Raw genomic sequence first — 12,686 nt, 5'->3', positions numbered from 1 at the left:
AGGAAGGATCAGTGGGCGCCCAGTTCGCGGATCGACAATTTCATACTCTCGAAGTCGTAGTCCGACAGCCCCACGTAGTCCAGCACCAGGTGGCCGATGGTATTCCATTCATGGTCCACCGTCTGGCTGCCCAGTACACGGTAGGACGAGCAGATATGCTCGGCCATTTTCAGGATCGCCAGCAGGTTCTTGAGCTGCGGAGTGCGCGACGACTCATCGCTGAAGATCGCCAAGGCGTTGTGGTGGTTGGCGATGGCGTCGGTCACATGCTGCGGCAGGCGCCAGGATTTGGCGGTGTAGTAGCCGACCACGGCATGGTTGGTGTTGAACGCGTTGTTCTCGGTGTCGACCACGCGGCAATCGGGGCCGGCATTGGCATACGCCTGCTCCAGCACCGCCATGTAGTTGGGGAAGCGCTTGAGCATCAGCGGCACGCCACAGTCATGGAACAGACCCAGGGCATAGGCCTCGTCCACCGCCTGGGCGCCGGTGCGCTTGGCCAGGGTGAGGCAGGTCATGGCCACATCCTGGGCGGTGTCCCAGAAGCGGTTGAGGGTGACGATGGTGTCGTCGCTCATCTCGCCCTTGATCGACAACGCGTTGATCAGGTTGATGATCGAACGACTGCCCAACAGGTTCACTGCGCGCTGGATCGACGCGATCTTGTTGCTCAGGCCGTAATACGACGAGTTGACGATCTTCAGCAGTGCGCCCGACAGGCCCGGGTCCTGGGAGATCAGCCGCGCGATCACTTCCAGGTCCGGATCGGGCATGTATTGCTCCATCTGCAAATCCACCATGATTTGCGGCTGGGGCGGCACGCTGATGCCCTGCAGGGCCTGTTGGATCTGTTCGGCGGAAAGCTCTTGGGACATAAGTACATACTCTGGGCTAGACGGGGATTCTAACCTCTAAGCAAACCTGACCGACACCCAAATGCCCGATTGAAACCGGACTAAATGTGGGAGGGGGCTTGCTCCCGATGGCATCACCGCCGTACGTCAGATACACCGCGCCGCCTGCATCGCGGGCAAGCCCATGCCCACATGAACCGCGCCGCAACAGGTATACTCCCGCTCTTTTTTCCGGAGCGACGTCATGTCCCTGCCAAGCCTGCGTCTCAAAGCCAACGCCGATCGTCGTTTGCGCAACGGCCACCTGTGGGTCTACAGCAACGAAATCGACGTGGCCGCCACCCCACTCCACGGTTTCCAGGCGGGTGACCAGGCCATCCTCGAAGCGGCCGGCGGCAAGACCCTGGGCATCGTGGCCATGAGCCCGAACAACCTGATCTGCGCCCGCCTGCTGTCGCGCGACATCAAGTTGCCGCTGGACAAGTCGCTGCTGGTGCACCGCCTGAACGTCGCCCTGTCCCTGCGTGACCGCCTGTTCGACAAGCCGTTCTACCGCCTGGTCTACGGCGACTCCGACCTGTTGCCGGGCCTGGTGGTCGACCGTTTCGGCGACATCCTGGTGGTGCAGATCGCCTCGGCGACCATGGAAGCCCATAAAGAAGACGTGATCGCTGCCTTGACCCAAGTGCTCAAGCCAAGCGGCATCCTGTTCAAGAACGACTCCGCCGCGCGCGATGCCGAAGGCCTCAACCGCTACGTCGAAACCGTGTTCGGCCTGGTGCCGGAGTGGGTAGCGCTGGAAGAAAACGGCGTGAAGTTCGAAGCCCCGGTAATCCAGGGCCAGAAAACCGGCTGGTTCTACGACCACCGCATGAACCGCGCCCGCCTGGCCCCGTATGCCAAGGGCAAGCGCGTGCTGGACCTGTACAGCTACATCGGTGGCTGGGGCGTGCAGGCTGCGGCCTTCGGCGCCAGTGAAGTGTTCTGCGTCGACGCCTCCGCCTTCGCCCTCGACGGCGTGGAGCGCAACGCCGCGCTGAACGGCTTTGCCGAGAAGATGACCTGCATCGAAGGCGACGTGTTTGAAGCCTTGAAAGAACTGAAAGCCAGCGAAGAACGCTTCGATGTGATCGTCGCCGATCCACCGGCCTTCATCAAACGCAAGAAAGACATGAAAAACGGCGAAGGCGCCTACCGCCGCCTCAACGAGCAAGCCATGCGCCTGCTCAGCAAGGACGGCATCCTGGTCAGCGCGTCGTGCTCCATGCACTTGCCGGAAGATGACCTGCAAAACATCCTGCTGACCAGCGCCCGTCACCTGGACCGTAATATCCAGATGCTCGAACGTGGTGGCCAGGGTCCGGATCATCCGGTGCATCCGGCGATTGCCGAGACGCGGTATATCAAGAGCATTACGTGCCGGTTGTTGCCGAATAGCTAATGCCGCTGGCCTGTAGGGGCCTCCGGGTTCCTACAGGCTTTCAGGAAGTTTCGCTCAAAACCAGGCTTTGACTTTCCTCTACTCAGACTCGATCCTCGACTCCCTCACGGAATCGAGGCTCGCCCATGTCGACGGCAATCACACAGGCTGAAAAACCTTTCATTGTTTTCTGGCTGATGACCATGACCCTGCTGGGCGTCTTCCCGCTTGACGTCGTGCTGCCTTCCTTTCCCGCCCTGGCGGAACACTTCTCCACCTCCACCACCCAGGTCGCCCGCTCGGTCAGCCTGTTCGCCATTGGCTTTTCCTGCGCCATGCTGTTGATCGGCCCGCTGTCCGACAGGATCGGCCGCAAGAAGCTGCTACTGGCCAGCATGCTCGTCGCAATCATGGGTGCGGCCGGGTGTTTAACCGCCAGCACGACCGCCCAATTCCTGTTCTTTCGCGTCATCCAGGCCATGGGTTGCGGCGGTTTCATACTGTCCCAAGCGTTGGTGCAGGACCTTTTCTTCGGCAGAGAACAAGAGCGGTTGCGGATCGCCATGGCTACGGCCGGGGGAATTTTCATTTCGGTTTCCCCGCTGCTGGGCGCGTGGCTGCAACTGCACGGGGGGTGGCAAGCCAGCTTCTATCTGTTTATAGCGCTCTGTGCAGCCACCCTGATCATGGCTCACCGGCTGCTCCATGGCGGCTTGCCTCAAGCGGCACCAAGCCGCCAAAGCATGTTCAAGGCCTACACCAAGGTCTTCGCCAGCCGGCACTTCGCCAGCTATGCCACGATCTCCGCGATTACCTTCGCCTGTCATTTCTCGTTCATCGTTGTGTCACCGCTGATTTTCATGGACCAGTTGCAGCTGACGCCCCACGAATACTCGTTGACCCTGCTCCTCTACGGCGCCGCTTATGTACTGGGCGGTGTCAGTGCGGGCTTGTTGCACAAGCGACTACCGGCCGCGACCCAGATGGCCACCGGGCTGGTGCTGATCGCGATCTCGGGCATCGTCATGCTGGTCCTCGCCTATCAGTTCGGCTTATCAACCCCGACCGTGCTGGTGCCCATGCTGCTCTGCACAGCAGGCACGACCATCACCCGCCCCATTTCCAATTCCAAGGCCATGAGCTTGTTTCCGGACAATGCAGGGACGGCGGCCTCAGCGGTGGCGGCAGTGCTATTCATTGCCGGTGGTCTTATCAGTGCATTCATCAGCACCTTTACCCACCATCTGAGTACCGCGCTGGGTCTGTGCTTTCTGATGCTGAGCGCCGTCGCCCTGGCCCTGAACGCATGGGCGCGGCGTCACCCGCACGTCCCGTAGCCGCTATCTTCACGGTTTCGGTCATTCCCTCCCGCCGCCAGCGGTGTAGAATCGGCCTATTCATCGCCAGTCATCCCCCGGCGGGTTTATGAGCTCGAGGCCCAAGCAAGCGGCGATCCCGCGACGCGAGTGGCAACTTCCGGACACACGGCCATTTTTCGGGTGTTCCAGACGTCAATAGAAGCTCACTCCCTTTTGATACCGATTAGCCGCCCGGAGTGCTCCATGCCAGATTACCGCTCGAAAACATCCACCCACGGCCGCAACATGGCCGGCGCGCGCGCACTATGGCGTGCCACGGGGATGAAAGATGACGACTTCAAGAAGCCGATCATCGCGATTGCCAACTCGTTCACCCAGTTCGTACCCGGCCACGTCCATCTCAAGGACCTGGGCCAACTGGTCGCCCGCGAGATCGAACGCGCCGGTGGCGTCGCCAAGGAATTCAACACCATCGCCGTGGATGACGGCATCGCCATGGGCCATGACGGCATGCTGTATTCCCTGCCGAGCCGCGAGATCATCGCCGACTCCGTGGAATACATGGTCAACGCTCACTGCGCCGACGCCATCGTCTGCATCTCGAACTGCGACAAGATCACCCCTGGCATGCTGATGGCCGCCCTGCGCCTGAACATCCCGGTGATCTTCGTCTCCGGCGGCCCGATGGAAGCCGGCAAGACCAAACTCGCCTCCCACGGCCTCGACCTGGTCGACGCCATGGTCATCGCCGCCGATTCCAGCGCTTCTGACGAGAAGGTCGCGGAATACGAGCGCAGTGCTTGCCCAACCTGCGGCTCGTGCTCCGGCATGTTCACCGCCAACTCGATGAACTGCCTGGTGGAAGCCCTGGGCCTGGCCTTGCCGGGCAACGGCTCGACGCTGGCCACCCACAGCGACCGCGAGCAGCTGTTCCTGCAGGCCGGCCGCACCATCGTCGAGCTGTGCAAGCGCTACTACGGCGAGAACGATGAGTCGGTATTGCCGCGTAACATCGCCAACTTCAAGGCGTTCGAGAACGCCATGACCCTGGACATCGCCATGGGCGGTTCCACCAACACCATCCTGCACTTGCTGGCCGCGGCCCAGGAAGCCGAGATCGATTTCGACCTGCGCGACATCGACCGCCTGTCCCGTCACGTGCCGCAACTGTGCAAGGTCGCGCCGAACATCCAGAAGTACCATATGGAAGACGTGCACCGCGCCGGCGGGATCTTCTCGATCCTCGGTTCGCTGGCTCGTGGCGGCCTGCTGCACACCGATCTGCCGACCGTGCACAGTCCATCCATCGCCGAAGGCATCGCCAAGTGGGACATCACCCAGACTGACGACGAAGCCGTGCACACCTTCTTCAAGGCTGGCCCGGCCGGTATCCCGACGCAAACCGCGTTCAGCCAGTCGACCCGTTGGGACACCCTCGACGACGACCGTGAAAACGGCTGCATCCGCAGTGTCGAGCACGCCTACTCGAAAGAAGGCGGTTTGGCCGTGTTGTACGGCAACATCGCCCTGGATGGCTGCGTGGTGAAAACCGCCGGTGTGGATGAGTCGATCCATGTGTTCGAAGGCAACGCGAAGATCTTCGAAAGCCAGGACAGCGCCGTGCGCGGCATCCTCGCCGACGAAGTGAAGGAAGGCGACATCGTGATCATCCGCTACGAAGGTCCGAAAGGCGGACCGGGCATGCAGGAGATGCTGTACCCGACGTCCTACCTGAAATCCAAGGGCCTGGGCAAAGCCTGCGCCTTGCTGACCGACGGCCGCTTCTCCGGCGGTACTTCGGGCCTGTCCATCGGCCACGCTTCGCCGGAAGCCGCTGCCGGTGGCGCAATTGGCCTGGTGCAGGATGGTGACAAGGTGCTGATCGACATTCCGAACCGTTCGATCAACCTGTTGATCAGCGATGAAGAACTGGCCGCGCGCCGGGTTGAGCAGGACAAGAAGGGGTGGAAGCCAGTGGAGAAGCGTCCACGCAAAGTGACTACCGCATTGAAGGCTTACGCCCTGCTGGCCACCAGTGCCGACAAGGGTGCTGTGCGTAACAAGGCGATGCTTGACGGTCTGTAAGCTGCGCCCATAAAAATGCCCCGTCACGTGCGGGGCATTTTTTTGCCTGGCGTTCTGACGCTGTAGTTTTTCATACGCCGGCCGATAACAGGCGCAACTGTATTCTCAAGGAACTTACCCGCATGGATGCCCGCTTTACCGCTCTACGCCCAGCTGCATGGGCGCTTTCCCTATTGGCGTTGGCCGGTTGCAGCTCGCTGCAAAAGCCTCAGGTGGACCCAGGCCTTGCACTCTTCAACGAAGCCATGACACTGCCGGCGCTCGACTACACCATCCTGCGCAACGGCGACAGAGTCGCGTACTCCGTCGACTTGCAGCAAAACCCGATCTCTGTGCAGTTCGACGCCTACTGCACACAAGGTCCTGGAAGGATGTTCTACCCCACGCGCACGGGCCTGCGGGCTTTTACTCCCTCACCGGCAACAGGCGTCGACCTGCCAGCGGCACAGGCCCAACAACTGCAGCAAAGCGCTCAATTGCAGAGCGTATGCAAGGCACGCCCCGTGCCCGACTGGCGGGTGCTGCAAACCTCTGCCGATCAGGGCTGGCTGCTGATCGACCGTAACAGCGTGCAGCAGCAAGGCAGTCAGATATCCGTCTGGGCCGCAGAGGATTACCTGCACTATCAGGTCGCCAAGACCGCATCGTTGTTTACTCAACGGCAGGAGCGGCTGACCCTGGATTGCACACAACGCACCATTACGTTGATGAGCCAGTTCAACCTCGATGAAACGCGCCAGATGATCAACGGCGAAATCCGTCGACAATTCAAGCCGCAAGCCTTGGATCAAGCTTCCGGCGAACATGCCCAGCTCTTCGAGGCTCTGTGCCAGGCGCCGGTGGAGCTGGCCCGGTTACCCGCTTTCAAGGCGCGCCAGGCATTGCCACCCGCTGCCAGCGCAACCAATGCCAACCCAGCCGTACTGGCGGCCATCCGAGCGCTCGGCCTGCCTGCGCCAACCCGCACCCTGAGCGAGCTGGCCTACGACTATGACGCCGTGCTCTTCAACAACACCCGCGTGGGCGACCAGACCAAGCAGACATTCATCAGTGTCGACAAAGCATCGGGTCAGACGCTGGTACAAACACGCGACTCGGCACTTGGCTTTAACCAGGAGCTGACCTTCCAAGGCCTGTTTGATCTGGACAGCCAAGGTCTCGACCGCAAAACAGGCACTGACAAGGTGAAGACACGCCTCTTGGTTGGCCTGAGCTTTCAAGGCGATTGGCGTAACTTGCCCCTCGCCAGTGAGGTGAGCTACACCCAAACGTGGTCAAAATCCATCAACCCCGATGGCAGTCCTTCGCCGGAGAACAGCGAGCCAAGAACCGTGACCTGCAAGGTCGCTCGGGAAATCCCGGCCGCCACCCTGACCCCGGACCTGAAGGGGCAAGCAAAGGTACTCGACTGCGTTCAGATGAAAGGTTGGACTTACCAGGCAGCCTACCTGAGCGACTATGGGCTGTTCATCAAATTGGGTGAGAACGCGTTGGTTGCGCAATGGAACTGGCATTTGAAATCGGTGAAGTGACGCGCGATAGCGTGGGTTGTTTGATCCCATGAAAATGCCCCGCCACGTGCGGGGCATTTTTATTCCGGTTGCACTCAGAACTGTGGGGTGTAGGTCATGGTGAACATCACATTGCGCGGGTCGCCATAGTAGTTACTGCCCCAGTTCGCGTTGTACGCCGGGATGTAGTACTTCTTGTCGAACATATTGTTCAGGTTCGCCGCGACGGTGAATTCCTGGTTGATCTTGTAGGCCACCCGCGAATCCCACAGTGCATTGCCCGGCACGCTGAAGGTGCGATCGTAGGCGACGGTGCTGCTTTGCGCCGTTACGCCAGCGCCGACGCTGACCTTCTGCCAGTCCCCCGGCAACTGGTGATCGCCCCACACCTTGAGCAGGTGCTTGGGCGTCCAGGTGCTGAAGACCTTGCCTTCGTAGGTGTCGTCCTTGAGGAACTTGGTGGTGTTGTACGTGTAGCTGGAGACCAGTTGCAGACCCGGCAGCACTTCACCGCCCAATGTGGCTTCAAAACCCTGGCTGCGGACCTTGCCCGAGGCCACCGAGCAGTACCAGCCATTACAGTTCATCGGCCCTTGCAGGTCCTGGACGCCACGATTTTCCTGGTCGTAGCGGAAGATCGCGAATGAAGTGTTGAGGCGGCCATCGGCCAGTTCACCCTTGATGCCCAGCTCGTAGTTCTTGCCCTCGATAGGCTTGAGCAGAGATCCCGAGGTGGTCAGGTTGGTTTGCGGCTCGAACGCATCGGCGTAGCTGGCGTAGGCCGACCATTGATCGTTCAGGGCATAGACCAGGCCTGCATACGGCGTGACCTTGCCGGAGGTTTGCGTGGTGCTTTCCTCGGCAACGCCGTACACGCCCTGGCGGCCGTTCTGGCCAATATAGGAGTACTCATACCAACTGGTGCGCGCGCCGAGGATCAGCGTGAGCGGGTCCAGCACCTTGACGCGCCAGGTGCCATAGATGCCTTTCTGACGGATGTCATACCAGCTCTTCGAGGCGTTCCCCGCCTGGAACAACTGGTATTTGTCGCGCTGCACACGGTTATGGTCGATGTTGAAAATATCCGCGCCATTCGTTGCCGCCCGCGCCCACTGGTCGTCGGTGGTGAGTTTGGAATAGTTGGCGCCCAGAACCATTTCCTGTTGGAAACCCAGGCCGTCGAACTTGCCGTTGACATACACATCCGCGCCGCGACTTTTGGTATTGAAGTCGGTCACCCAGTCGATGTAGCGCACATTGCCCGTGTCGCCGGGGTTGGGGACAGTATCCCACGTCGCCTGGTAGGTCGCGTCGTTGTGTTCGCCCATCGCCACCAGCGCGGCCTTCACCTTCCAGTCATCGTTGAAACGATGCTCCAGGTCGGCGAACACCTGGGTCTGGTTGTTGACGGCACGGTTCCAGCTGGCGCCGACAAAGGTCGAGCGCGGCAGGCCGATATCACTGCCATTGGCGTAGCGGGGCAGCGACATGAAGTTGGGGCGTGAGTGGCCTTTCTGGTTGCTGATGCCGACGCCCACGGTGGTGTCTGGCGTGAAGTCGTAGTCGACGGCGCCATAGACGGTCTGATTCCAGCCGCTCGCGTAGTCGACGAAGGAGTTGGTGGTGTCGTAATCCGCCACAAACCGGCCGCGCAAGGTGCCTTCCGGGTTGAGCGGGCCACCGGCATCGACTTGGGTGCCGTAGTGGTCCCACGAGCCGGCCTTGGCGGTGATGGTCACTGTCGGTGCCTGCTGGCCACGCTTGCGCACCAGATTCATGGTGCCGCCGGGGCTGTTCGCGCCTTGCAGCAAGGCCGCCGGGCCGCGCAGGGTTTCGACGCGGTCATAGATCGCCATGTTTTCCGTGAGGTAGCTGCCCAGCGTATAGGTGTTACGCGGGATTCCGACGCCGTCGTATTGCAGCGTGCCGACTTCGAAACCACGGGAGAAGATGAACATGCCAGGGCCAGGAGATTTGGTCGCCGTCAGGCCGGGCGTGCGCTTGACCACGTCGGAGAGCTTCGTGGTGTTCTGGTCGTCCATCTGCTTGCGGGTCATGACGCTGACCGACTGCGGGATGTCCTTGAGTTTCTGCTCGCCCTTGCCGATGGTCACGGCACCCGTGGTGTAGGAGCCGGTGCCTTCGGTGGTGACGCCCAGGCGCTCGGCGCTGATGGTGGTGGCGCCGACTTCGAGGGCGCCACCGGCGTCCACACGCTTTTCCAGGGTAACGGTATCGGCATTGATAAACGCCGCACTCAACCCCGTGCCGCCGAGCAGTTGCCCCAAGGCTTCACGCTGCCCCAGGTTGCCCTTCACCCCCGGTGACACCACACCCTGGGTCAACTCACCATTCACCAGTACCTGCACCCGTGTCACTGCCGAAAATGCCGCCAGCGCACCGTCCAGGCTTTGCCCCGGAATATCGAATCGATAAGTCTGGGCCTGGGTGGTTTCGGCGGCCTGCAGATACAGCGGCGCAGTGCCGCAGGCCATGGAAATAGCCAGTGCCAGCAAGGGCCGCGCGGCGAATCGGTGTGCCATGGATGGTGCTCCCCGGTGCAAAAAAGTCTGTGATCGGCGCCGCACTACTTGAGAGTGCTTACTATTTACGCCTCAGTGATCAAGGACGATGGCTTGCGGGGAAACCCTGAAAATATTTTGCAAAAGTTGCCGCTAAGAGGCTTTGCCTTCGCGCAACACCAGTAAATACGGAGTGTAGTGCTCAGCGCGCAGGTTGAGGGTGTATTCCAGCGCCTTGATCACGGCTTCCGGTTTGTCGATCTCGAACACGCCGGACACCACGCGATTGCGCAGCGCATCGCCCAGCACCAGGGTCTTGCCAGGCCAGTAGCGGTTCAACTCGCTGACCACTTCCGACAGCGGTTGTTGGCGGAACACCAGTTGTCGCTGGCGCCAGGCGAAACCGCTGGCCGCATCGAAACCGTGGGCCTCGGCAAGGTGCTGGCCCTGATATTCCACGGCCCGTCCCGGCTCCAGGTAGACCGGCTCACCGGCGCCCGCGCTGACCTGCACCTTGCCCTGCGCCACTTGCACCCGCGTCTGCGCATCCCGCCTTGCCACGCTGAACTGGGTGCCGACCACCGTCACCCAGCCCTCGCCGGACTGCACCACGAAGGGCCGCGCCGGGTCTTTGGTCACGCTGAAAAAACCTTCCCCGCGCAACAGACGAATCTGACGCTCACCGCTGCCCATGCGTACCTGAACGGCGCTGTCAGTATTGAGCTGCAACTGGGAGCCGTCCGCCAACTCGACTGTGCGCGTTTCGCCGGTGCCGGTGGCGTAGTCCGCGCGCAGGCGGTCGAGCCAGGGCGTGTTCTGCACGGTCAACCCAACCGCCAGCAGCACGGCAGCGGCATAAGCCCAACGCCGCGCGGGTTTGCGCCACGCGACCTGCTCGGCGCGGCGGATCAGCCGTGCCGGTTCACGCAAACCGCCGAGCATCGCCTGCACTTCCTGCCACGCGTCGTCCTGGGGCTGGCCCTGCCCGAGCCAGGCGGCAAAAGCGTCCATCTCGGCCGGGGTCACGTCCTCGGCCTGCAAGCGGAAGTACCAGGCGGACGCTTCTTCGAACAACGCGTCGGCAGTGGGTAACGCAGTCATGACCGACGTCCTTGTGTGTCGCAGGCGAGCCGCGTCTTGATGTAGGCACGGCATTCAATCAAGGCGCGGCGCAGTTGGTATTCCACGCTGCGCGGGCTGATCGACAGGCGTTCGCCAATCTCGCGATAGGAAAGTTCGTCGACATGATAGAGCAGGAAGATCTGCCGAGTCGCTGCGGGCAACGCCAGGATTGCGTCCTGCATCAGTTGCTCCTGCTGGTAGGCGGCCAGTTGTTCGTCGGCACCGGGGTTGCCGCACGGCAGTTCTTCGCTGGGCTCGCCGGCATCCAGGCGCTCACGGCGGATGGCCTGGCGCTGGTGATCGCGCACCAGGTTGCTGGCGATGGTGAAGAGGAAGGCTGGCAGGTTGTCGATCTTCTCGCCGGAGTCCAGACGTGCCAGGCGCAGGAACGATTCCTGGGTCAGGTCGGCGGCCACCTGGGCGCTGCCGGTGCGGCGGGTGACGAAGGCTTCGAGGGCTTTCTTCTGCTCCGCGAACAGGCGCGCTATCTGCGAATTCCAGGAGGACACAGCACTACCTTGAGAAGAACGGAGGGTTCAGGAAGTGCGCACGCTAGCAGATGATGAGATTGGTTCGCAATTGATATCTATTTTTGCTGTGGCTTTTGGCCTGTCAATCAGATAGCTATCGGGGGCAAGCCCCCTCCCACACTGACTGCATTCTCATGTTGGAACTCGGTCAACTGTGGGAGGGGGCTTGCCCCCGATTAAAGCCACCTCGGACTTACTGGATTTCATCAGGCTTGACGATCACCCAGTTCTTGTCCGCCGTCACCGGCAACCCTTCCTTGGCCTGCGCCGCCGCGTGCTTGGCGATCATGCCGTTCAACTGGGTCATGTATTTGTCCTTGCGGTTGATCCACAGGTGGATACCACCCTTGGCCACGTCCACGTCGTGAAACAGCATGTAGCCATCGCTGGTCGGGGTGTCGCCACCCACCAGTACCGGCTTTTTCCATTCGTCGATGTAGGTGAGGATCGCCGCGTGCTTGCCGGCCATCCAGGTCGCCGGGGTCCACAGGTAGGGCGTGAGTTCCAGGCCCAGGTTGGCCTTTTCGTCATACTTGCCGGCGGTGATCTGTTTGCGCGCGGTGGTCAGCTCGCCGGTCTTGCGGTCCTTGAGCAAGGTGGTCACGCCGATGACGTTCTCGGGCTTGACGTTGTAGCCGTACTTCGGATCGGCGGCGACCATGCGCACCAGCTCTTCGGAAGCGGCGGTCATCACATACACCTCGATGCCGTTTTCCATCAGTTTGTTGTATAGCTCGGCCTGGCCGGTGAAGACTTTCGGCGGTTGCACCTCGGACTTCTTAACGGCGTCGCCTTCGAAATAAGTGACGGGCACGGGCTTGCCGGAGGCCATCAGCTCATCGACCTGCACTTTGAGCTCCTTGAGGGTGAACCCCGAGAACACCTGGGCAACCCACGGGTAACAGACCATGTCGTCCACTTCGCAGAGGCGATAGTAGTAGCTGAACAGACTTTCCTTATGGTCGGCAGTGTCTTTGAACGGCATAAGCTTGAGCGACGGATCAAGGCTGTCGCGGGTAATCAGGCCCTTGTTTTCCATGTAGGGCAGCAGGGACTCTTCGAGGTCGTAGCGGTAGCTGGTGTTGTCCATGTCGAACACCGCGAAATTGCCCTTGTTGGCGTTGGCGGCGATCATTTTGTTCAGTTGCTCGGCGGCCGGGGCCGGCCAGTGTTTCAACTCGGTAGCGGCCATGGTTGGCCCGGCAAGGCCCAAGCACAGTGCGGCGGCAAACAATCTCGAAGCGAGCTTCATATGCGTTTCTCCCTGAGTGAAAAACATCGACGCTAACAAATCCCTGTGACAGTTATCGCCCGAGCACGACC

Annotated in this window: 9 protein-coding genes; 4 read left to right on the top strand and 5 right to left on the bottom strand. The window is 61.1% G+C overall.

The window, feature by feature from the left end:
- Positions 1 to 8: 8 nt before the first annotated feature.
- Positions 9 to 821 carry an HDOD domain-containing protein gene (locus BM110_RS20990; protein WP_170856052.1) on the bottom strand — a complete coding sequence of 271 codons (813 nt, stop codon included), beginning with the start codon at positions 819 to 821 and terminating at the stop codon, positions 9 to 11.
- A 277-nt stretch (positions 822 to 1,098) separates the two neighbouring features.
- Between BM110_RS20990 and BM110_RS20985 the strand changes: the two genes are divergently transcribed.
- The 4 genes from BM110_RS20985 (at position 1,099) to BM110_RS20970 (ending at position 7,210) form a co-directional block, all read left to right on the top strand.
- A complete protein-coding gene (locus tag BM110_RS20985; RefSeq protein WP_003195152.1) occupies positions 1,099 to 2,295 on the top strand; it encodes a class I SAM-dependent rRNA methyltransferase in 1,197 nt (398 codons plus the stop codon).
- Between the two features lie 125 nt (positions 2,296 to 2,420).
- On the top strand, positions 2,421 to 3,611 hold the full coding sequence (locus tag BM110_RS20980; RefSeq protein ID WP_092241930.1) for an MFS transporter: 1,191 nt from the start codon (positions 2,421 to 2,423) through the stop codon (positions 3,609 to 3,611).
- A 225-nt stretch (positions 3,612 to 3,836) separates the two neighbouring features.
- Positions 3,837 to 5,678 carry a dihydroxy-acid dehydratase gene (gene ilvD / locus BM110_RS20975; protein ID WP_092241922.1) on the top strand — a complete coding sequence of 614 codons (1,842 nt, stop codon included), beginning with the start codon at positions 3,837 to 3,839 and terminating at the stop codon, positions 5,676 to 5,678.
- 245 nt (positions 5,679 to 5,923) lie between these two features.
- Positions 5,924 to 7,210 carry a surface-adhesin E family protein gene (locus BM110_RS20970; RefSeq protein ID WP_139217533.1) on the top strand — a complete coding sequence of 429 codons (1,287 nt, stop codon included), beginning with the start codon at positions 5,924 to 5,926 and terminating at the stop codon, positions 7,208 to 7,210.
- A gap of 74 nt (positions 7,211 to 7,284) precedes the next feature.
- Here the strand turns inward: BM110_RS20970 and BM110_RS20965 are convergent, their stop codons facing one another.
- From BM110_RS20965 to BM110_RS20950, 4 genes are all read right to left on the bottom strand, one after another.
- On the bottom strand, positions 7,285 to 9,732 hold the full coding sequence (locus BM110_RS20965) for a TonB-dependent siderophore receptor (protein WP_093514109.1): 2,448 nt from the start codon (positions 9,730 to 9,732) through the stop codon (positions 7,285 to 7,287).
- Between the two features lie 132 nt (positions 9,733 to 9,864).
- Positions 9,865 to 10,812 carry a FecR family protein gene (locus tag BM110_RS20960; protein WP_093514108.1) on the bottom strand — a complete coding sequence of 316 codons (948 nt, stop codon included), beginning with the start codon at positions 10,810 to 10,812 and terminating at the stop codon, positions 9,865 to 9,867.
- Positions 10,809 to 11,342, bottom strand: coding sequence for an RNA polymerase sigma factor (locus BM110_RS20955; protein WP_092241910.1), 534 nt, complete (start codon positions 11,340 to 11,342; stop codon positions 10,809 to 10,811). Before BM110_RS20955 ends, BM110_RS20960 begins: the two co-directional genes overlap by 4 nt.
- 214 nt (positions 11,343 to 11,556) lie before the next feature.
- Positions 11,557 to 12,615, bottom strand: coding sequence for a phosphorylcholine phosphatase (locus BM110_RS20950; RefSeq protein WP_092241908.1), 1,059 nt, complete (start codon positions 12,613 to 12,615; stop codon positions 11,557 to 11,559).
- Between the last annotated feature and the right edge of the window lie 71 nt (positions 12,616 to 12,686).

The organism is Pseudomonas sp. NFPP28 (assembly GCF_900115535.1).
In the GTDB taxonomy this organism is placed as follows: domain Bacteria; phylum Pseudomonadota; class Gammaproteobacteria; order Pseudomonadales; family Pseudomonadaceae; genus Aquipseudomonas; species Aquipseudomonas extremorientalis.
Note: the sequence above shows the minus strand (reverse complement) of the source record. Positions and strands in the feature narration are given on the sequence as shown.

Coding starts and splice junctions, on each gene's coding strand:
- BM110_RS20985 (WP_003195152.1), top strand. CDS start 1,099: ATGTCCCTGCCAAGCCTGCGTCTCAAAGCCAACGCCGATCGTCGTTTG.
- BM110_RS20980 (WP_092241930.1), top strand. CDS start 2,421: ATGTCGACGGCAATCACACAGGCTGAAAAACCTTTCATTGTTTTCTGG.
- ilvD (WP_092241922.1), top strand. CDS start 3,837: ATGCCAGATTACCGCTCGAAAACATCCACCCACGGCCGCAACATGGCC.
- BM110_RS20970 (WP_139217533.1), top strand. CDS start 5,924: ATGACACTGCCGGCGCTCGACTACACCATCCTGCGCAACGGCGACAGA.
- BM110_RS20965 (WP_093514109.1), bottom strand. CDS start 9,732: ATGGCACACCGATTCGCCGCGCGGCCCTTGCTGGCACTGGCTATTTCC.
- BM110_RS20960 (WP_093514108.1), bottom strand. CDS start 10,812: ATGACTGCGTTACCCACTGCCGACGCGTTGTTCGAAGAAGCGTCCGCC.
- BM110_RS20950 (WP_092241908.1), bottom strand. CDS start 12,615: ATGAAGCTCGCTTCGAGATTGTTTGCCGCCGCACTGTGCTTGGGCCTT.